The organism is Agrobacterium sp. 10MFCol1.1 (assembly GCF_000381165.1).
GTDB lineage: Bacteria > Pseudomonadota > Alphaproteobacteria > Rhizobiales > Rhizobiaceae > Agrobacterium > Agrobacterium tumefaciens.
The window spans coordinates 17,632-36,667 of record NZ_KB906085.1; the positions used below are offsets into that span (position 1 = coordinate 17,632).

A 19,036-nucleotide genomic window follows, 5' to 3' on the forward strand; every position below is an offset into this window, starting at 1 on the left:
ACGCCGATGTAATGAACACCATAAGCCATCGTATGCCGGCGCCGCAGAGCTAGTTGCCAATTCTACCCACGGATCAAATGATCGCCGGATGTTCCCTCTTCTTCATCGTAGAAAAAGTCACCCGCCGCATTGCAAGCTCCCTGCGGTCCTCACGTGTCGCGTTCGCGACTATAGTACTTCCTATGACGTGCGGAATGCGGTCAGTCCTAGTTATGGAAAGCGCAAAAACTCAGCGACAGTTTTCGTATGGATCGGCGAAACCTTTATCAACCGCGTAAATGATGACCCATACCATAAGTCGATTTCATCTCGATACGACACCTCCGTAAAATGGCTCAAGGAAAGCCTAAAGGAGGCACGCCACATGCAAAGAACAGTTATTGTCACAGGTGGATCGCGTGGGATCGGTCGCGCCACCGCCCTGCTCCTTGCCGCACACGGTTGGGACATTGTCGTCAATTACGCCAACAATCATGACGAAGCCGCATCTGTCGTCGCAGAGATCGTCGGACGAGGTGGGCGTGCGAATGCGGTTCGCGCCGATGTTTCATCAGCGGCCGAAATGAAGGCGCTCTTCGATCAAGCGGAAGGCGCTTATGGCAAGGTGAACGCGCTGGTGAGCAGTGCGGGCATCATCAGGCCGTCGCTGATCAAAGACCTCGACGACGCAGGGTTGTCGGAACAACTAGACACAAATCTTAGAGGAACAATTAACGGCATGCGCGAAGCCGCGCGACGCATCGTCGACGGCGGCCGCATCGTTAGCATCTCCAGCACGACGCTTGCCCTCAACCCTCCAGGCTACGGCATCTACAACGCGACGAAAGCCGCCATCGAGGCTCTGACGCGCGTGCTTGCCAAGGAGCTTGGAAGTCGGCGGATTACCGTCAACGCCGTGGCTCCTGGTCCTGTCGAAACGGATTTGTTCGTTACGGGCAAGAGCCAGACCGAGATCGACCGCATGGCCCAAGCGGCACCCTTCAAACGTCTCGGACAACCACAGGACATTGCCGAAGTCGTCGCATTTCTTCTGTCTGACGCAGCAGGATGGGTCAATGGCCAAGTCGTGCGCGCCAATGGCGGCTTGGCTTAAGGAGAAACATTATGTCCCAGAAAGTCATTGTCGTCACAGGCGCCGGATCCGGTATCGGTCGCGCCGTCGCCGAGGCGCTCGCCATTGCGGGCCACATTGTCTACGCTTCGATGCGATCTCTCAAGGATCGAAACCAGGACCGTGTGGAGCAGGTGTCGCGGTTTGCGGCGGAGAAGAAAATAGACCTGCGCGCGCTTGAGCTCGACGTCCTCTCGGAGGAAAGCATAAGAGCAGCGTTCGATCAGGTCCTGTTCGAGACCGGCCGTCTCGACGTGGTCGTCAACAATGCGGGCATGCTGATGGTGGGCATTGCCGAAGCCTTCACGCCTGCGCAAATGGCAAGAATTTTAGACACCAACGCAATCTCCTGGCTTCGGGTAAACCGGGCAGCGCTGCCAATCATGCGCCGGCAGAAGGAAGGCGTCCTTGTCCACGTTGGCAGCACGACCTCGCGCATCCATGGGCCCTATATCGCCAGCAAGGCGGCGGCTGAGGCTCTGGCTGAAGCGATGAGCTTCGAAGCGGCACCTTTTGGCATCGAGAGTGTCATGGTCGTGCCCGGCGCGTTTACATTCGGCACGGAACATTTCGCGGACGCACACGGACCGGAGAGCCTCGCCGTCGTCAGCCAATACGGTGAGCTTCCGGATCGTCTTCGCGGCCTCGGCACAGCGCTTGAGGTACTGGATGCCGACAAAGGCCTCGGTCTGACTGTCGAATCCGTTGGCAAAGCGGTGAAGGATGTCCTCGATCTTCCGTTCGGAGAGAAACCGTTCAGGATTACGATCGATCCACAGGCCAAAGGGACGGACGAGATTGAAGCCTTGATCGGCGCCAGGCAGCGTTCGTTCTTCGAGAGACTTGGGATAGCCGACCTGATGAGGCCCAAGCGTCCATAGTCTGAACCCGACCACGCAATCGCGAGCAGACCTTACTTTCCATAGGAACATACGCATGAGCGACATCCTCCAAACCGCTGGCTTGGTCATCGCGTTGGCAACGCCATCTCCTGCTACACAGGGCAGTTTATCTGTCGAGCAGGCGATCGAGGTCGTGCGGCCTGTCTATAACGCACTCACCGCGGCGTCATCAGCGGATGTGCGCATTCATCTTGAAAGCGGCACGACAAAGGATTGGCAGAATTGCGGCTCTACCAACGCCTGCGATGACCGCGAAGCGACGATCGCGAGATGGAGCGCCCGGATCGCCAAGGTACCGGATTTCAGGTTCGAGATCAGGGATGTTGTCACGATGGGGAACAGGATTGTTGTTCGCAGCGAAGCTCAAGGCACACCTGTCGGCGAGTTTCTCGGTGTCGCCCAGTCCGGTCACGCCTTCCGGATCATGACCATCGATGTCCACGAAGTTCAAGATGGCAGAGTTTCCCGGACATATCACGTCGAAGACTGGGCGCGCGCCGCGCGCCAGCTGCGCGACCAGGATTGAGGCGAGTTACACCCGCGCATGCCATCTAACCTTTCTGGCACAGGCCAGTCTAGGAGTCGGCCTTTTCAAAGAGTGACCCGATCACCTCACGCAGCCAGCGCTGTGCGGGGTGAACGTCGTTGCGCCTATGCCATGCCATATCGAACTTTGCCGTTCCAAGTTCCAATGGCGGCTTCAGGACGTGAAGCTGTTGGCGATACCCGGAAGCTTCGACGACGCCCTTCATCAGCGTCGCTATCAGGTCGGACGACGCAACGAGCGGCGGCGCGGCGTACATTTGCGGGAGCGTCAGCGAAAGGCGCCGTCGCAACCCCAGCTTGCCGAGCGCGGCATCGACCATCCCGAAACGCTCGTTTTCCGGAGAAACCAGAAGATGCGACATCTGGAGAAACGAGTCGAGCGTTAGCTCTGCGTCTGCTTGCGGATGGTCTTTGCGGAGGACGCAGACGAAACTCTCCTCGAACAGTCGTTCGCTCAGGATACGACCTGCCGTCGTGTGCGGCACGCCGACGGTTAGATCTGCCTCCCCAGAATCCAGAAGCGAGAGGACCGCGTCGCGATGGTCGAAGTTGCGGATCCGTAAAACGATACCCGGCGCCTGAGTTCGCAGGAGAGCAAGTAGTTTTGGCAGGACAATAAACGCCGCGTGCTCGGAAAGGCCGATCGAGAATGTGACGGTTGACTTAGAGGGGTCGAAGACCTGCGTGAACTCCAGAGTTCGTTGGATTTCTGCCAGCGCATGGCCGAGAGGTTCGGCGAGATCGAGCGCGCGCGGCGTCGGCTGCAACCCGTCTGGGCCACGAATAAACAGATCATCCCGCAAGAGAGCACGCAGACGGGAAAGTGCTGCACTCATCGCCGGCTGTGTGCGCCCGATCCTTACTCCTGCACGCGTCACGCTCCGCTCGGCCATTAGAGCGTCGAAGGCCACAAGGAGGTTCAGATCGATACCATATAAATCCATGCGGTGGATGTTACAGCATATCTAATATCGATTTCAACGATGAAATCGCGTGACGTACGTTGCTCATCGTCAACATGGAAAGATTAATATGAGCAACGAACAACCACCATACAGCGGGATAAGCACCGCAGATCTACAGACGCTTCGCACCTTCTACAAAGCGTTTGAAGGAAACTCTGATCTACTTGACGAAAGCGTCGTCGCGGACTGGCAAGACATTCCGCTTGCGCCGGGCCAAGCGGCGGGCCGGGATGGGTTCAAACCCATGATCGCCGCTTTCTCTGAAGCGTTCGCTGACCTCAAGATCGAGATCGTCGATGTGATCGGCGGGCCGGACAAGGCAGCGGTCCGCGCCGTCATTACCGGCCGCCACGTCGCAGCTTGGTTCGGAGTCGCCCCGACCGGCCGCGAATTCTCGCTTCCGATCCATGAGTTCCACGCCTTTGAGAACGGCCGGATTACCCACACCTGGCACATGGAAGACTGGATGGGCTGGTTTGCCCAGATGGGTGCCTGGCCGGTCAAGAACTAGGAGCTGACAATGCAACAGATCATTCTTTCAGACTATCAGCAAACCCCTGTTCTGCAGGACGCCGCTATGCCTGAGCCGAAAGACGGAGAGGTGCTGGTCCGCATCGCAGCCGCGGCCCTCAACCCGCTCGACGTCAAGCTGCAGCGCGGTCAGGTGCACGCCTACTTCCCGCTCAGCTTCCCGTCGGCCATCGGCTCTGATCTCGCGGGCACGATCGAGAAAACAGGCTCGCTGACCTCGCGGTGGCGGACGGGCGATCGGGTCATGGCGCGGCTCGATCCGACGACGGGTGGCGCCTTTGCGGACTATGCAATCGTGCCGGAAGATCAACTGGTGCTTGTTCCTGAAGATCTGGACCTCAACAGCGCAGCCGGATTGCCAACCGCTGCAGGAACAGCTTGGCAGGCACTTTTAGAGATGGCAGATCTTCAAGCCGACCAGACCGTCCTTGTGCATGCGGGTACCGGGGGTGTCGGAAGCTTCGCTATCCAGTTCGCCAGGGGCCTTGGCGCCCGGGTTATGGCCACTGCGTCGGGAGACGGTGTGGAGATCGCGCGCGAACTGGGTGCAGATCAGGTCATCGACTATCGATCCGAGGATTTTGCCGGCAAGGTTTCCGACATCGATGTGGTGCTGGACACGATCGGCGGGGAGACACAGCAGCGCTCTTTCGAGGTGTTGCGCAGTGGTGGTAAGCTGCTTTCCACCGTGTCTCCGCCCGATCAGGCACTGGCGACCGCCCACATGGTCGAAGGTGCATTCGTGTTTCACACATCGAACGCAAAGCGGCTCTCGGATCTGGTCAAGGCGATGGGCGCAAAGGGCCAATCGGTCCTGATCGATGATGTTTTCCCCATTACCTCGTTCGCAGAGGCCTTCGAGCGTCAGGCATCTGGCAGGGCGCGTGGCAAGATCATCCTGAGTTTCTGATCGCCCTCGTGGGAGCAATGAAGCCGGGCGGCGTTTTCGCCCGGCTCTTTCTTCTTATCACTCGGCGCTCGTGAACCGTTTATGCCGTGCCGAAGTAATCCAATCCTTCGAGATCGTCGATCAATGCGGGGCCAACCGGCCGCCAGCCGAGTTCTTGCTGTGTCCGCTGGCTGTCGACGGGGTTATCGACTCCAACAAAGGGCGCCAGGAAGCCGAACTGGCGCTTGGCTTGCAGCGATGTTGCGGATCGGACTGGAAGACCGAGATCTTTGGCCATGATTTCAGCAATCTGCTTGTATGTGACCCCCTCCTCTGCTGCGCCGTGATAAACACCCCCCGCCCGTCCCTTTTTAAGCGCTAGCTCGAAGAGAGAGACGGCGTCGCCGATATGTACTCCACTCCATCGATTTGAGCCGTCTCCGACATAGAGCACCTCACCATTCTTACGGGCAGCTGTCGCGAGTTGCGGAATTAATCCGCTGTCGCCCCGACCGTGCACTGACGGCGCGAGCCGAACCACGGATGCCCGCACGCCACGCTGCGCCCATTGCCTCACCAAGGCCTCGCTGACAGCACGAACGCGACCGGGCGAGCGGGGATCGGGCAAATCGGATTCCACAGCAAGGCGTTCGGCGCGCGCGCCTGGGGGGCCGGCCACGCCCATAGTAGCGAACGCCGTCACCATCGGGCGTCCGGATCCAGCCAACGCCGCGGCCAAAGCATCGATGGCTGCCTCGTTCGTGGCCGTTATCGCCTGCATCATTCTCGCGACGGTGTTGCCGGGCCATCCTCCAAGGAGAGCGCCAAACAAGCGCCGGCGCGGTAGGTCGCCCGGCGAAAAGCTGTAGGCGAGATGGACGACCGCATCGGCCTCGGCAGCTCCTCTACGGAGAATATCGAGATCGACGATGCTCCCTCCAAGCGGACGCACGCCCAGAGACCGTAATCGATGCTCTGATGTCTTTGAACGGGCCAATCCGACGATCTCGTGGCCTTTTGCTGACAAATGCTCAATGAGCGCAGGGCCGACGAAACCGGTTGCCCCCGTCATGAAGATACGCATCTAGTTACTCCTTGGAAGTTGTCACGGGGTGAGCGAACAGAACGCTTGTCGGACGACGCCAGAGAAAGAGCTCGGCGAGCAGAAGGTTTGGTAGCCAGCAAGCCCATGCGATAGTGCGGTAGGCTGTTAGAAATTCGACGTTGAAGACGTCCGAGAGCGGCAGGTAGATACGAAGCGTCACTGCTGAGAGCGTGAGCGCAAAGGACCGGATCATCCAGCGCCGGTGCGATGCAATACGGCCGGCAAGAACCTCGTGCACTGCAAGACCTGTCGTTATAAGCCACGCCAAGCCGAGGGCAGCGAAACCCGCCCCGGCCACGGGACCCGAGGACAGACCAGTCGCCAGCACCAGCGCCGCTAGGCCACCGCTCGCGCAACCAAGTGCGTAAATGCGACCGATACACTTGTGAAGAAACGGCCACCGTACTCTTAATCGCGGCCGAAATTGCCACGGTCCGAGAAGCAGTGCTGTTGCAGCACCGGCCGCGTGCACCGCGATCCAGGGATCAAAATGCCGGTTGGCAGCGACATTTGGGGGGACCGGCCCTTGGCCCACAAGATAGCGATAGGAAATCAGCGCCACCGCGGTTGAGATCGTTGCCGCGGACGCCCAGACGAACAGGCCCAAGCGCGATCGAGATAGATGCGCCGTTTTCACAGCATCCTCAAGAAGCAGGATGTCCGAAACCGGACTACGAGGGGTGTGGGCATGAGATTTCCTATGATCATTTAGATTTCCAAACTATCCCTTGTTGCACGAACCATCTATGCTTATCCGACCGAGAAATCTTCGAGATCGTTCGAAACATGGATCCATTGTCCGACATCCTGACCATTCTAAAGCCCCGTCGGCTGGAGACCGGCGCCACCGATGTGGGAGGCGACCTGTCGATCCGGTTTCCACCGCATGAAGGCCTGTACTGTTATGCGGTGCTGGAAGGTGCGTGTTGGTTGACGCTGGAGGACGGCGCCACGCCGCTCCGGCTCAAAGCCGGGGATTGCGTCTTGCTGCCGAGCGGTCGTCCGTTTCGCATTTGCAGCAAACAAGGCCTCACATCCGTGGATGCCGCTGTTTTCTTCGCTGGCCGGAGCAATGGCGAAGTCGTTATCTATGAGAAGGGAGGCACTTGTTTTGTGTGTGCCGCACATTTCGGTTTCGACACTCCGGATTCGAGTTTGCTGCTCGGCATGCTTCCGCCGGTTGTCCATATTAACGACCAAACAGATCAGACCGCGATGCGCTGGGCGCTGGACCGGATGATGGCGGAGCTGCGTACACCTAGAGCAGGAAGCGATCTTCTCGTTGAGCACCTCTCCCACCTGATACTGATCCAGGCACTGCGCCAGCACCTCACAGCGCGGGACGGCACACGTGTTGGATGGCTTTCGGCGTTAGCTGACCCACCCGTCGCAGCGGTCATCGCAGCTCTGCATGCGAAACCAGCTGATCGATGGAGCGTCGCGGCAATGGCCAAGATCGCTGGCATGTCGCGCACTGTCTTTGCGCTCCGCTTCAAGGCGAGCGTCGGCGCCAGTCCGATGGAATATTTGACGCGCTGGCGCATGATGTTAGCCGCCAACGCTCTGAGGCAGCCACACAGAACAATTGCCTCAGCCGCGCTGGCAGTCGGATATGACTCTGACAGCGCGTTTAGCACCGCCTTCAAGCGCATTATGGGCTGCTCGCCTCGTAAGTATCATGCAAGGATGAGCAATGAGAACGCTGTCTAGAGCTGCATCACACATCAAAAATTGCTTGGAACTCGATACTCTGTTCGAACAGAGCGAGCGCGTAATTGGCTGGGTCAGGCGTTCACGACGTAAGGTCGTTGCTAGGTCCTGTTGACAAAGTTGGGCAACCATATTTTTGCGGCGACCAGGGCGAGGAAGCCATCGAAAGATTTTCGGGTCTTGTCGTATCGGGTAGCAACACGACGGAACTGCTTGATCCGATTGAACATCCCGATGCAGTTTCAATCTTGTAGTTTCTGAAGTCGCAGGCGGGCGAGGCTTTCCGGTTTGTCTTCGGCGGGATGACCGGCCTGATCCCTTGGAATGGGCGGCGACAATTACGCCGACGTCTTATTCGAAATGGGGCTCATGTATGCGACCGGTCGCGGCTGCGCCGTTGATTTCATCGCCGCCCACAAGTGGCTGATCATCGCCGCCATCAAGGGCTAAGCTGGGCTGCAGCACCGCGCGGTGACCTTGCCCAGACGATAAGCTAGGCCGAACTCGCCGATGCACCATGTCCCGCCCGCGAATGGATGACGGCGCACTGATGAATGATACAAGCTCGGACGCAATTAGAGCTGTGGGCTGTGCTTTTTTCCTAGCCACGTTTCGATCACAGCCGGATTGACGACGTATTCAGGCACCCGCCACTCTGCCACCGCGAGAAGGTTCTCGCAAAATGCCTCCCGCAGGCGCGTCTGCGACTCGACCGTATGTCCCACCATGTGTGGAGTGAGGATGGCGTTCGGAAGGTCGCGCAGCGGACTATCCTCTTTCAACGGCTCCGGGTCGAACACATCAAGGGCAAGGCGCATAGCAGGTCGCTCTGCGGCGAGCGTGGCGAGTGTATCGTCGGGGATGATGCCGCCCCGCGTGATGTTGACAAACACCACGTCCGGTTTCATTCGGCGCAACGCGTCAAGATCCAGCATTCCCCGTGATTCAGGAGTGAGTGCAGCCGCCATGATAACGACATCGCTTGTCGCGAGCACTTCATCGAGGCTCTGGGAGGTGACGTAGGCCGGCATCGATCGCGTTGTGCGCACCGAAGCGATGAGCCTCACGCCCCATACAGACAGCCGTTCCGCGATAGCCTGTCCAATTCTGCCAAAGCCTATCAGGCCAACTGTCTTTCCCATGAGCATGCGCGCACGGACCTGCGAGGGACGCGGCAGGTCTTCGCGAAGGTAGCGCTCCGTGCCATGAAGGTCATACAGCGAAGCCAGAATCACACCAGGGAGCTCGATTACCCCGGAACTGCGGCAACGCATCCTGAAGGCCGCGGCGGAACTGAACTACCCCCCGAATGCCATTGCCTCTATGCTCTCAAAGCGGCGCAGCAATATCGCCGGCATCGTCGTGTCGGAGATGCAGAACCCGTTTTACCCGACACTCATCGAAAAACTGTCGCGTGGCCTGCAGCGGTGAGGTTGCAGAGCTTGATGTTCAACATCACGCGCGGTTCCAATGTTGAAGAGCAACTGGTTGCTCTGCGGCAATTGACGGAAGCCAGCTCGGATGGTCGCCGCTCACCCATGGGGCCTCCCAGCGGATGCCATATATCGTCGAAGCCAATTTCGCCGTAGGCCCCTTTGCATTGAGAGTTGACAGCGAGTCCGGTCGCTTTCTCGGAACAACGACGACGATCAGTCCCGCAACGCGCAACCGCAACGATGCCTTGGTCCCGACGGAAGTGTTCTTCGATCCGGGTTATTCCCACGTCAGCGCAGCGATAGGCTGCGTGCCACCAGCTCTCTCCCGTCCCGAATTGCCGGTGCAGGTGGCCTACAATCCGCTGGCCGGTGCGCCGCTGAAATCCGGCTTGTTCGGAGGATCGGCGGAGGAATGGGGTGCTAAGCTCGTTGCACACGACGGTGAATGGCAGGAATGGGATCTTGTGCACCTTAACGCGCCCGCAGATTAATTGGAACGCTTCGACCGTACGGCTTCGAACCGCCGTCGATACCAAAGTATCGGGCAACTGGAAATGCATCTGCTGAGAAAGATCCTGAAATGACCGAAAAAGCAAAAAGGCTTGCACCCAAGGGCGATACACTGCGGGAACTGTTCCTTAAATCAGGCAACCTTTGTGCATTTCCGGGCTGCGGCCAGCTTATGATGGACATCGACGGGGTCTTTATCGGCCAGGTCTGTCATATCGAGGCCGCCGAAGATGACGGAGAGCGCTTCAACGAAACGATGACAAACGAAGACCGCCGTGCCGCGGCAAACCTCATGCTGATGTGCTATCCGCATCATCAGAAGACGAACGATGTTGTCGTATACACCGTCAACAAGCTCAAAAAGATGAAAGCCGAACACGAGAACCGCTTTTCACGCCCCGATCGCGCCATCCTCGAGACCCTCACCGATTGGACTGAACTTGATAAACCGACGGAGGTCCAGAACCTCAAACGGCTGGATCAAGCACTTGGTTGGAAGAACGAACCCATCGAACTGCAGGAAGCCGTTAATGAGCTGAATGCCTATATCGCCAAACTGCGGACAGTGCCGATTGAGCTTCGCAGATTCATTGGTGCCGTCACGAAGCGAGCTGTAAAAATGAGCGACAGTCGCGCCGTCCGAATAAGTATGGGCGGAACCCGAGTTCTTGTCAGCGACCTGAAGGGCGCGTTTAAAATTGGCGAACGCGCACTGGCCGAGCGCGCAAATCAGCTTGATGCTTACGGCCTTGGTGACATCGACGAGATTGACACCGATTTGGGACCGAAGCCCGCTGTTCGCATTCTGGATCTCAAGAGCGGCTGGCCATTGTGGCGAGATATAGTGATCTTTTGCGAGGCGACCGCCGAACCGATTGAAGCTTTTACCGACGACTTGGATTTTGCGCGCCTCGATGACTAGCGGGCTGAGAGCTGCTGGATGGATGGGCAAGAAGCCCGGGGCGCGCTGTTTCTCCGCAGATTCAAGGGCGGTGTTCAGCACATGCGCGAGCCGTACGCCTGCCATGGCGAGTTGCAATTTAAACATCGCTTGAGTGGTGTCGGGTTAGGGCACGCTAACCGGAAGTGGATGCTCCCTGTCGTGAGCCTGAGGCGGCATTTCCTTGAGCGCCTCGTATGAGGCAGTCCCCGCGACATGGCAGTCATTTGGCCAGTCAGCATATATTCCTTGGGAGCCCGAGCTCAATCTCGATGTGGCGCAAGTTCGGCCCCACGTGGTGGCAATCCTTCGCCCCGTAGTATATCGGATTCAAAAAACTCCCCACGCCCGAAACCTCCCCCTCCCCGTCATCTCCCTGAGGCCAAGTTCCAAAACGATCCGCCGCGCCGCCTGCGGCGTCACATCGAGCGTCTTCGCCACCATTTTTGCCGATACCAACGGTTTGGCCATCACCAACTCAACCAGCTCCGGCAGTTTTGACGACGTCCGCCGTCCTTCCAACTTTCGGTCCATCATCGTTTTCGCCAGCGTCAGCCTGTCATGTTCTTTCATCCCGATCTCGGCGGCCGCGATGAAACCGTGGGCAATGGCGAGCAGCCGGGTTTCCCGGTCGCGATGCCGGCGCCGATCGACGGGTATGGTTTTCAGGCCAAGGTTGATGGGCGCCAGATGGGCGCTGGTGGTGATGCCTGCGTCCCGAAGGATCGACGCGGCAAATAACCGACCGAGCCAGGGCGCATGCTGAAGCACCGAAAGCTCGTTCCAGGCATTAAGGGCAACGATGGCCTGCAGCATCGCCGGCAGGTTTTCGGTCTGCCGCAACACGCCGCGCCATTTTTCCAGCCGGGCATCCTCGTCCCAGTCGAGATCGTAGATCATCGGATCTTTCTCTTGGCCGCCGCCACGGCCAGGCCGTGTTGCATTCTCGATCGCCGCTTCCGATCGGGCGAGTACCGCATCGATAGCGGCATAATCGATGCCGGGAAGCCCTTCGGCTTCATCGATTTCTTTCCCCTCCCCTTCCGGATCAATCGCAGCCGCGTTCCGCACTGTGCTGGCGGCCTCCGCCGCCTCAGTGCCGGTTGACGCGTTCTCCGATGTCTGCCGGAGCGTGCGAATGCCTTCCGGTGACAGCGCCCAATCAGGCGACTGGCCAGAAATACGTCGGCGAGTTCGCAACACGTCGCGGGCGATGGTGAGCTCGTGGGTCGGGGTGCGGATATCCCGCGTGGCGTCGTGCAGGACGAGGTCTTCGAGATGGACGAGCTCGCCGTCGATCCACAGCGAGGCGCAGGCGTCGGCAAAATGCAATCGTTCGAGGACGCCCGCGCCGACGGGTGAACGGGCAATGCGCTCGTCGAGACGGGTCAGCGCGGTCCCAGCGTCGAATACCGGTCTCATCAGAGCTGTCATGCTGATTTTCGCGAGATCGTAAGCCATTGAAATCATGGTAAATGAATTCTTATACGAACGCTATATGAATATTGCAGTTCCTCACATGGTATGGTCGGTGGTTGAGCTTCTAACCATCGATAAGTATCTCTTATCGATGATAGTTGATTTCGCGGCGCAAATCGAGGAAAATCGGGGCAAATCACGGTGCCAGCGGCCGCCGAAACCCGCGATTCTGGAGCCTATCGTGCCTAAAACGAAGACATCACACACGTCCGTCGAGTGGCGCGCCGAAGAACTCGATACCATCGCGTCCGTTTTGCCGCTCGAACGCCGCGACGAGCTTGCCGAGCTGTTGACCGATGATGACATCGAGACGCTGCGGCATCTCGTTAATCAGGGCATGGGCGACAATACGCTAAGGGCCCTGACGTCTGATCTTGCCTACCTGGAGGCCTGGGGTCTCGCTGCCACCGGACAGTCCCTGCCCTGGCCGGCGCCCGAGGCGTTGCTGCTCAAATTCGTAGCCCATCATCTGTGGGATCCGGAAAAGCGCGCAAGTGACCCCAACCACGGCATGCCCGATGATGTCGACAAAAATCTAAGGCGTCAGGGTTTCCTGAAGTCCGTTGGCCCGCACGCGCCTGACACGGTGCGGCGCCGGCTGGCCAGCTGGTCGACATTGAGTAAGTGGCGCGGCCTTTCGGGTGCCTTCGCCTCCCCTGCTCTTAAGTCAGCCATTCGTCTGGCCGTGCGCGCCGTTCCGCGAACCCGTGCGCGCAAGAGCGCAAAGGCCGTCACTGGCGACGTTCTGGCAAAGCTGCTGGCGACGTGCGAGTCAGACAGCCTGCGCGATCTACGCGACAAGGCAATCCTGATGGTCGCCTTTGCTTCCGGCGGCCGTCGACGCAGCGAAATCGCCAGGCTACGCGTCGAGCAGCTGACAGTCGAGCCACCGATCGAGGTGAACGACGGTCCTCCCCTCCCCTCACTTGCCATCCATCTTGGTCGAACCAAAACGACGACCGGCGAGCAGGACGATGTCGTCTATCTCACAGGCCGACCTGTCGAGGCGCTGAACGCCTGGCTGGCGGCCGCAAAGATCGAAAAGGGCAGCGTGTTTCGGGGAATTGGGCGATGGGGCACCGTCTCGCGGCGTGCGCTCGATCCGCAGTCGGTCAATGCGATCCTCAAGCAGCGCGCACAGATGGCAGGGTTGGACAGTGGGGAATTTTCGGCGCACGGGCTACGATCGGGATATTTGACGGAGGCCGCCAATCGCGGAATTCCCCTTCTCGAGGCGATGGAGCAGTCCAGACACCGGTCGATGCAGCAGGCTTCCAGCTATTATAACAACGCTACACGGCGAAGCGGGCGTGCGGCACGCATTCTGTAATGGCGCTCATGCGTAGCATCAGACGCCCCGGCTTGTTGGAACTGGTTGCACAGTCAATCGGTCTCCCTGACGACCTAGGCAAGGTCGGAAAGCCTGCTTCTCTGACGTTCTCCACAGGCTGGCATGCCCCCTCTGCCTAAGTCGATGATCGATACGTGCAGAAGCAAGGCAGGCTTCACCAGAGACGATCAAAGAGAGTGCGCCCAGTTGGCCCCTCAGACGATTACCCGCAATGGAAAACCGAGCGTGATTGTTGTTTCTGCAGAAGAGCGGTTGACGAAAACTACTCACAGGGGATCGCTTGAGGAATTTCTATCGGCATCACCCCTATGCGGCGCCGACTTGGATAGCGAGAGACAACACGACGAGCCCCGTTACTTGTCCTTGTGAGACTTCTGCTCGATACGAATGTTCTGTCGGAAGTTAGAAAGCCTCGCCCTGATGAAGGGTGTCTGATGTGCCTTGACGGGCTGGACGTGGATCGAACCCTAATCAGCATCTTCTCTATTGCTGAAATTCGCCGCGGTGTCGCGCTGATGGATAGCGGCTGGCGCCTTAGAGGAACGGCTCACGCATGATCTGCCTCAAAGCTTACGAAAACAGGATTATTCCGGTGGCAGGTCATGCCGCCGTCGCCTGGGCCTATCTGATGGCGCTTGCCAAACGAAATGGTCGCCGGCTCGCCTCGATGGTTGCTACAGCCGTGGCTCACCCATTGACCGTCGCGACGCGCAACATCAAGGATTTAGAAGGCTTCGGAATAAAAAACAGTGATCAGTGGGTGGACTGATCTGGCCGTTGCTTTTCGATTGAAAGGGCTGGACTGAATGGTCTCCTACAAAATGCTCAGGAATCACGCCGTAATCTTCTTATTGCTCACTGCACGCCCTTGATCTGGCTGCATGAAGTCATCCATCACGTGAATGAGCACTCGCGAATTGTGAAAGGCAGGCAAGGCTCGTTCCTTGGGTTGGCCCACGATGTGCGCCGAGCATATGAGCGGCAGCGTCAAATTATTCAGCCGCCTAAACATTTTGAAGAAATCGGCGTCCGATATGACGTTCGGATCCTCTGGCCTGTCCTTTGACTGCAGCATAGGATGTTGAAGCGATCTCTCGCGTTTCTCGACGATAGAGCTAAGAGCCAAACTATCACTGATGCGTTGGATGCCGTCATCGATGATGCGTTGCGCGAGGATCTTGGTACGCAGGCAGGTACATTATCGATCTCCGACAGCACCTTAGTCCAGCTCAGCCTGCAGTATTTGAGATGATCGACCGCCCAAGGGGATATTTGTTCATAGACGAAACCCCAACGAAAGGCCGACATTGCGCTGCTCATTTCGAGTTTCGATCAGATCTGTGACCGCTTCTACCCAGTTCCATTTAAGAACTGCGAAAAGAACCTGATGTCTCCACGAAAATTCGCTGCCTGGGAAAAATCAGGAGCGGGATCCTACAAACGGTCTCTACCCTCGTGACCGCCCTCCTCTGCTGGCAGGCAGAGATCCCTCCGCTGGCAGGCAGAGCTCTCTCTGTTGTCCCTCCGGATAAGGAGGCTTTCCGAAGCTCTCGCCCTTCCAATTTTTGTAGGTATTTCCGCTGCAGATGCCCCGCCACCAAGGGAATATTTCGAGAGTACGTGACGGGCGCAGCGAGGATTCGATCGTTCTGGTGGTTCTGGTGGTCAAATTCCTCACTTGCCATGTGCTTGGGATATTCTGATGAGCTCCCTTGGCTGGCCGATAAGTCTTTTAAACAACACAGATCGTCGAAGGGCGGCGTCCATTTTCAGCCGATCGGCGATCCGATCGATACGTTCGCTAAACAAATGTGTTTTTTCGACCGTTCTTTTGCGCCGTCGTATAGTTGGCGCCAAAGCTGATTATTGAGCGAACGCAAGTCGCTTTCATGGCGGCAAAAGCCGCATCAACCTGAGAAGAAGCGCCAGGAGGCAATCAACGCGGTGTAGACGGCCCCGGAAAAAGCTAGACTTCGTCGGACGTTTTTCTCGGCTAGTCCCCCGAGCCCGGCCTTTAACAGTTTTGCCCGGCGCTTGTCCCTGGAGCCGTGACGGGCGACAAAGGTTTCACGCGCGCTGAACCGCACAGCCGGCTTGAGGCCGCAACCCGAGGCACTGACCCGACAAGAGGCGACTTTTTATCCGCTGATATCTGTGAACGGACAGAATTGATCCGGACGGTACAAGCGGGGAAGGCGTGAGCGCATCATCGATGGTTTTGCGATGGTTGACGTCCCAGGACCAATCGGAAAACCTTGTCAGCTGACAAGGTTTGCTGTCCCCCATCAACTTCAACGGTCAACAGTCATACCAAGGCCAAGGCTGGGGGCAGGGGGCAGGGGGCAGGGGGAGGTTGAGCTCATGCAAAACCCTCACCGCACCCTGACGACCTACACCAAGCGACAATATCCACTTGAGCATGGCAGGGACGTGGACAACCGGCATTCCTGGTGCATTTACATCCGAGCCCGTAAGCTGCCGCAACAGACGGATCTGATTGCACTGTGACAGAATGTGCACTTCAGTGTGAGGATAACCTCTGCTGCTCGATCCCTCGACCCAAGGTCACCAACAGCGCGCGTAGGAACGGAAACTATGAAATCTGACCGCCGAGGTAAAATGGACATGAGTACGGGGAGGGGGCGAGAGGGCGAGGGGACGAACAGGCTGCGACCACCATATTCTTCTAGGCCACTAACCTGATTCCGTAATTCGTTTAGCCTCCCGCCTAATGGCCGCCAAGTTCGATTGCCCAAACCCTGAACCAAAACAAGGACTGGTGAACTGTCGTGGCGATCGGACGGCGAGCCATAGGGCGCCGCTGAGCGGGGCAGGGGGAGCCCGACGAAGGCTTCGTTAAAACTGTTCGGCTACCCGCTGACGAATTTTCCGGGACTTCATATTGAGCGTTGTCAGATGAACCAGCGGATCGATGTCGCCAACCAATGGAACCTCTACCGATATCGTGGCATGGCCAGCAACTTTGTTTAGCAATTGGCTCAACCCCAGTATGCCATCACCTGGCGCCAACCGTCCTGCCCGGGCCTCGGTCATCATGTCTTCTGGACGCTTGGGTGCCGGCCCCACTACGTCACAGAGTTGCACGTGCCGTACGATATCAGTTTTGATCTCGTCAATGTTTCCGCCATTTCGAAAAAAGTGAATGGCGTCGACCAAGACACCTGCATTGTCTTGGCCGGACTCCGTGACCAGCGCACCAGCCTTGCTGTAGGTGTTGATAGTGCGCCAACCCATGTTCTCAACGTCGACAGCCAGCCCATATCGTGCGGCAAGCTGGCAGAACTCCGTCAAATTGCCGATTAGCCGTTGCAAGTCGCCATCGTCGCCGCATGCGGACAGGCGCTTGGCTCCAATATCGGCGGCGGCGGCAACGATGTGTTCGATGAGGGCAGCGTTGAAATCCGGGCCGATAATGAAAAACTCGATATCAAAAACGTTGATGCCTTCGCTGTCGAGTAGAGTTCGAAACTCCATTGCATCCCTGCTGCCCTGCGGCAGCTCGTAATAGGGTGCCCCAGGGAGAGCGGGATGCAGCCGAAGTCCTACGGAATTGAAGCCTGCGACTGCAGCATGCCTGACGAACTGCTGGGGCGTCAGTTGGATCGCAGAGAAATGGGCGATGCCGACGGGCGACTCTTTCACCGCATCGGTCATCGCACAACTCCGGTACGAGCCAAATGATCAAGCAGGTTAGCGCCGGTGCGATGGATGTGCTGACGAAGCTTGTCAGTCGCGTAATCGCTGTCTCTCGCCACAGCGCCCTGAGCGATTTCACTATGCTCCTGGCTGACATTTCGATCGCCTGAAGTCTGGGTCAGGAATTTTCTGCGATATCGATCATTTAGATTGAGTAGGGTCCTGCAGAAATGCAGGAGAAGCGGCTTTCCGCAGCCCGAAATAAGAGTGAGATGGAAGTCGCGATGCGCCATCTCCCAATATTCGAGAGTTTCCGGCTTGTTCGCATCGCGGTCGGCACGGTTGAGCTTGTGAAGAGCGCGCATGACATTGCTCTCCCACTCCGCGTCACCGAGCCTAATCGACTCTTTCAACGCGAAAACCTCCAACTCCTCGCGAAGACTCGTGATCTCTTCCAGATTTGCCAGTGATACTGGCGCGACCCGGTAGCCGCGATTGTCTTCAAACTCTACCAGCCCGTCGGAAATCAAGCGCGCAAGCCCTTCGCGCAAGGGGCTGAGGCTCACATTGAATGACTGTCGCGCCTTGTCGAGATTGATCTTGCTGCCAGCCTCCAGCCCTCCGGAAATAATTGCTTCGCGCAGCCGGAACGCCAGTTGGCTTCCAATCGTATTCTTGCCGTCATCGGCAAAGTCACCATTTCCAGCTTGCTCGCTGGGTGCGTCGGGTGAGGCACTCTGTCGCTTCATAAAACCTCCCACGCGAATGTCGCGCTTGGTTGATGGGCGATATTATAAACGATTATTCTTGTCAACGAATTTGGAGTTTTCCATCATCGTTTGACAGGACAATTCAGAATATCGAGAAAAATACGCCAATATCGGCTATTTATCTCACAACTTTGTAATTTCGCAAAATCCTGACGCTGGGGGCGTTGATGAGCGCTTGACAGATAATCGATTATTTACGTATCACTCGAGCGTTGGGAGGTAACGATGGTGATTAAATCTGAAAGAGACTTAACGCCCGCCGTGATTGCGGCCATGGGCCAGACCTCTGATCCAAGGATGCGGGACATCCTGATGGCGCTGGTGAAACATCTCCATGCTTTCGTTCGCGAAGTGGGGCTGACCGAGGTGGAATTCCGGGAAGCGACTGCTATTCTCAACGAGATCGGCCAAATGCAAACCGACAGTCATAACGAATTTGTCCTCATGTCCGGCTCACTTGGCGTTTCGTCACTTGTCTGCCTGCTCAATAATGGTGACAAGGGGCAAACAGAGACTTCACAGTCGCTTCTTGGACCATTTTGGCGCCTGAATTCTCCAAGAGTTGAAAACGGCGGCACGATCATCCGGTCCTACACGCCTGGTAGCCCGCTTTTCGTCCATGCTCGTGTAATCGATCGCGAAGGCAATCCGATATCTGGTGCCGAAGTCGACGTCTGGCACGCATCCCCTGTCGGTCTTTATGAGAACCAGGACCCAGATCAGGCGGAGATGAACTTGCGCGGCAAATTCACGACGGACGGGGAGGGACGTTTCTGGTTCCAGACAGTGAAGATGGTTGGTTATCCCATCCCCGTCGATGGCGTTGTCGGACGCATGCTCAAGGCTCAGGGCCGTCATCCTTATCGACCAGCACATTTGCACGCGCTGATCTTCAAGCGGGGCTACAAGACGCTGATTTCGCAGGTTTTCGATCCGAGCGATCCGAATATCGAATCCGACGTTCAGTTTGGCGTGACTGCGGCACTCACCGGCGATTTCATTCGCCACGGCGAACCGCATCCAACCAACCGAGACATTCAGGCGCCGTGGTTCTCGCTCGACTACACTTATGTCATGGAAGCAGGCGAGGCTCTCTTGCCGCGCCCGCCAATAAAATAACGTTATTTGGAGCCG

19 protein-coding genes and 1 pseudogene are annotated in these 19,036 nt (G+C 57.7%); 13 read left to right on the forward strand and 7 right to left on the reverse strand.

The window, feature by feature from the left end; all coding sequences use genetic code 11:
- The first annotated feature begins 364 nt into the window (after positions 1-364).
- From F617_RS0125025 to F617_RS27560, 3 genes are read left to right on the forward strand one after another with little or no spacing between them, the layout of a single operon-like run.
- Positions 365-1,093, forward strand: coding sequence for an SDR family oxidoreductase (locus F617_RS0125025; RefSeq protein WP_019567140.1), 729 nt, complete (start codon positions 365-367; stop codon positions 1,091-1,093).
- Positions 1,094-1,104: 11 nt separating this feature from the next.
- On the forward strand, positions 1,105-1,992 hold the full coding sequence (locus F617_RS0125030; protein WP_019567141.1) for an SDR family NAD(P)-dependent oxidoreductase: 888 nt from the start codon (positions 1,105-1,107) through the stop codon (positions 1,990-1,992).
- A gap of 55 nt (positions 1,993-2,047) precedes the next feature.
- A complete protein-coding gene (locus tag F617_RS27560) occupies positions 2,048-2,539 on the forward strand; it encodes an ester cyclase (RefSeq protein WP_019567142.1) in 492 nt (163 codons plus the stop codon).
- Between the two features lie 49 nt (positions 2,540-2,588).
- Here the strand turns inward: F617_RS27560 and F617_RS0125040 are convergent, their stop codons facing one another.
- Entirely contained in the window at positions 2,589-3,503 is a 915-nt protein-coding gene (locus F617_RS0125040; protein WP_019567143.1) for a LysR family transcriptional regulator, read from the reverse strand.
- An 88-nt stretch (positions 3,504-3,591) separates the two neighbouring features.
- Here F617_RS0125040 and F617_RS0125045 point away from each other — a divergent pair, with 88 nt between their 5' ends.
- Positions 3,592-4,035: an ester cyclase gene (locus tag F617_RS0125045; protein WP_019567144.1), complete on the forward strand. Its 444-nt coding sequence runs from the start codon at positions 3,592-3,594 to the stop codon at positions 4,033-4,035.
- Positions 4,036-4,044: 9 nt separating this feature from the next.
- A complete protein-coding gene (locus tag F617_RS0125050; protein ID WP_019567145.1) occupies positions 4,045-4,965 on the forward strand; it encodes an NADP-dependent oxidoreductase in 921 nt (306 codons plus the stop codon).
- A 79-nt stretch (positions 4,966-5,044) separates the two neighbouring features.
- Here F617_RS0125050 and F617_RS0125055 read toward each other — a convergent pair whose 3' ends face one another.
- Together F617_RS0125055 and F617_RS0125060 are read right to left on the reverse strand one after the other, a co-directional pair.
- On the reverse strand, positions 5,045-6,028 hold the full coding sequence (locus tag F617_RS0125055) for an SDR family oxidoreductase (RefSeq protein ID WP_019567146.1): 984 nt from the start codon (positions 6,026-6,028) through the stop codon (positions 5,045-5,047).
- A 4-nt stretch (positions 6,029-6,032) separates the two neighbouring features.
- The gene (locus F617_RS0125060) at positions 6,033-6,686 is read right to left on the reverse strand and encodes a DUF2306 domain-containing protein (RefSeq protein WP_034502562.1); all 654 of its coding nucleotides are present in this window, start codon (positions 6,684-6,686) and stop codon (positions 6,033-6,035) included.
- A 149-nt stretch (positions 6,687-6,835) separates the two neighbouring features.
- On the opposite strand from F617_RS0125060, the gene F617_RS0125065 reads away from it, so the two are divergent.
- Positions 6,836-7,759, forward strand: a complete 924-nt coding sequence (locus F617_RS0125065; RefSeq protein WP_019567148.1) for an AraC family transcriptional regulator — start codon at positions 6,836-6,838, stop codon at positions 7,757-7,759.
- A 324-nt stretch (positions 7,760-8,083) separates the two neighbouring features.
- Entirely contained in the window at positions 8,084-8,209 is a 126-nt protein-coding gene (locus tag F617_RS29065) for a hypothetical protein (RefSeq protein WP_019567150.1), read from the forward strand.
- Positions 8,210-8,334: 125 nt separating this feature from the next.
- Here the strand turns inward: F617_RS29065 and F617_RS27315 are convergent, their stop codons facing one another.
- The gene (locus F617_RS27315) at positions 8,335-8,994 is read right to left on the reverse strand and encodes an NAD(P)-dependent oxidoreductase (protein WP_019567151.1); all 660 of its coding nucleotides are present in this window, start codon (positions 8,992-8,994) and stop codon (positions 8,335-8,337) included.
- Positions 8,995-9,314: 320 nt separating this feature from the next.
- Here F617_RS27315 and F617_RS0125090 point away from each other — a divergent pair, with 320 nt between their 5' ends.
- Positions 9,315-9,686: a hypothetical protein gene (locus F617_RS0125090; RefSeq protein WP_019567153.1), complete on the forward strand. Its 372-nt coding sequence runs from the start codon at positions 9,315-9,317 to the stop codon at positions 9,684-9,686.
- An 89-nt stretch (positions 9,687-9,775) separates the two neighbouring features.
- Complete coding sequence (locus F617_RS27320; RefSeq protein WP_019567154.1) at positions 9,776-10,627, forward strand: hypothetical protein; 852 nt, start codon at positions 9,776-9,778, stop codon at positions 10,625-10,627.
- 348 nt (positions 10,628-10,975) lie between these two features.
- Here the strand turns inward: F617_RS27320 and F617_RS0125105 are convergent, their stop codons facing one another.
- Positions 10,976-12,115: an RHE_PE00001 family protein gene (locus tag F617_RS0125105; protein ID WP_019567156.1), complete on the reverse strand. Its 1,140-nt coding sequence runs from the start codon at positions 12,113-12,115 to the stop codon at positions 10,976-10,978.
- 190 nt (positions 12,116-12,305) lie between these two features.
- On the opposite strand from F617_RS0125105, the gene F617_RS0125110 reads away from it, so the two are divergent.
- The 3 genes and pseudogenes from F617_RS0125110 (at position 12,306) to F617_RS27325 (ending at position 14,244) form a co-directional block, all read left to right on the forward strand.
- On the forward strand, positions 12,306-13,454 hold the full coding sequence (locus F617_RS0125110; RefSeq protein ID WP_026331063.1) for a site-specific integrase: 1,149 nt from the start codon (positions 12,306-12,308) through the stop codon (positions 13,452-13,454).
- A 144-nt stretch (positions 13,455-13,598) separates the two neighbouring features.
- Positions 13,599-13,844 carry a hypothetical protein gene (locus tag F617_RS28960; protein ID WP_081626789.1) on the forward strand — a complete coding sequence of 82 codons (246 nt, stop codon included), beginning with the start codon at positions 13,599-13,601 and terminating at the stop codon, positions 13,842-13,844.
- A pseudogene (locus F617_RS27325) lies at positions 13,841-14,244 on the forward strand (VapC toxin family PIN domain ribonuclease). The gene F617_RS28960 and the pseudogene F617_RS27325 overlap by 4 nt, the downstream one beginning before the upstream one ends.
- A gap of 2,087 nt (positions 14,245-16,331) precedes the next feature.
- Here the strand turns inward: F617_RS27325 and F617_RS0125135 are convergent.
- Positions 16,332-17,150 (reverse strand): sugar phosphate isomerase/epimerase, encoded by an 819-nt coding sequence (locus F617_RS0125135; RefSeq protein WP_019567162.1) that lies wholly within the window; start codon positions 17,148-17,150, stop codon positions 16,332-16,334.
- The gene (locus tag F617_RS0125140) at positions 17,147-17,881 is read right to left on the reverse strand and encodes a GntR family transcriptional regulator (protein WP_019567163.1); all 735 of its coding nucleotides are present in this window, start codon (positions 17,879-17,881) and stop codon (positions 17,147-17,149) included. The genes F617_RS0125135 and F617_RS0125140 overlap by 4 nt, the downstream gene beginning before the upstream one ends.
- A gap of 246 nt (positions 17,882-18,127) precedes the next feature.
- Here F617_RS0125140 and F617_RS0125145 point away from each other — a divergent pair, with 246 nt between their 5' ends.
- Entirely contained in the window at positions 18,128-19,021 is an 894-nt protein-coding gene (locus F617_RS0125145; protein WP_026331065.1) for an intradiol ring-cleavage dioxygenase, read from the forward strand.
- Positions 19,022-19,036: the final 15 nt, after the last annotated feature.

What these genes read in the sequence shown, in the direction of transcription:
- F617_RS0125025 (WP_019567140.1), top strand. Translation starts at nt 365, where the DNA reads ATGCAAAGAACAGTTATTGTCACAGGTGGATCGCGTGGGATCGGTCGC.
- F617_RS0125030 (WP_019567141.1), top strand. Translation starts at nt 1,105, where the DNA reads ATGTCCCAGAAAGTCATTGTCGTCACAGGCGCCGGATCCGGTATCGGT.
- F617_RS27560 (WP_019567142.1), top strand. Translation starts at nt 2,048, where the DNA reads ATGAGCGACATCCTCCAAACCGCTGGCTTGGTCATCGCGTTGGCAACG.
- F617_RS0125040 (WP_019567143.1), bottom strand. Translation starts at nt 3,503, where the DNA reads ATGGATTTATATGGTATCGATCTGAACCTCCTTGTGGCCTTCGACGCT.
- F617_RS0125045 (WP_019567144.1), top strand. Translation starts at nt 3,592, where the DNA reads ATGAGCAACGAACAACCACCATACAGCGGGATAAGCACCGCAGATCTA.
- F617_RS0125050 (WP_019567145.1), top strand. Translation starts at nt 4,045, where the DNA reads ATGCAACAGATCATTCTTTCAGACTATCAGCAAACCCCTGTTCTGCAG.
- F617_RS0125055 (WP_019567146.1), bottom strand. Translation starts at nt 6,028, where the DNA reads ATGCGTATCTTCATGACGGGGGCAACCGGTTTCGTCGGCCCTGCGCTC.
- F617_RS0125065 (WP_019567148.1), top strand. Translation starts at nt 6,836, where the DNA reads ATGGATCCATTGTCCGACATCCTGACCATTCTAAAGCCCCGTCGGCTG.
- F617_RS29065 (WP_019567150.1), top strand. Translation starts at nt 8,084, where the DNA reads ATGGGCGGCGACAATTACGCCGACGTCTTATTCGAAATGGGGCTCATG.
- F617_RS0125090 (WP_019567153.1), top strand. Translation starts at nt 9,315, where the DNA reads ATGCCATATATCGTCGAAGCCAATTTCGCCGTAGGCCCCTTTGCATTG.
- F617_RS27320 (WP_019567154.1), top strand. Translation starts at nt 9,776, where the DNA reads ATGACCGAAAAAGCAAAAAGGCTTGCACCCAAGGGCGATACACTGCGG.
- F617_RS0125105 (WP_019567156.1), bottom strand. Translation starts at nt 12,115, where the DNA reads ATGATTTCAATGGCTTACGATCTCGCGAAAATCAGCATGACAGCTCTG.
- F617_RS28960 (WP_081626789.1), top strand. Translation starts at nt 13,599, where the DNA reads ATGATCGATACGTGCAGAAGCAAGGCAGGCTTCACCAGAGACGATCAA.
- F617_RS0125135 (WP_019567162.1), bottom strand. Translation starts at nt 17,150, where the DNA reads ATGACCGATGCGGTGAAAGAGTCGCCCGTCGGCATCGCCCATTTCTCT.
- F617_RS0125140 (WP_019567163.1), bottom strand. Translation starts at nt 17,881, where the DNA reads ATGAAGCGACAGAGTGCCTCACCCGACGCACCCAGCGAGCAAGCTGGA.
- F617_RS0125145 (WP_026331065.1), top strand. Translation starts at nt 18,128, where the DNA reads ATGGTGATTAAATCTGAAAGAGACTTAACGCCCGCCGTGATTGCGGCC.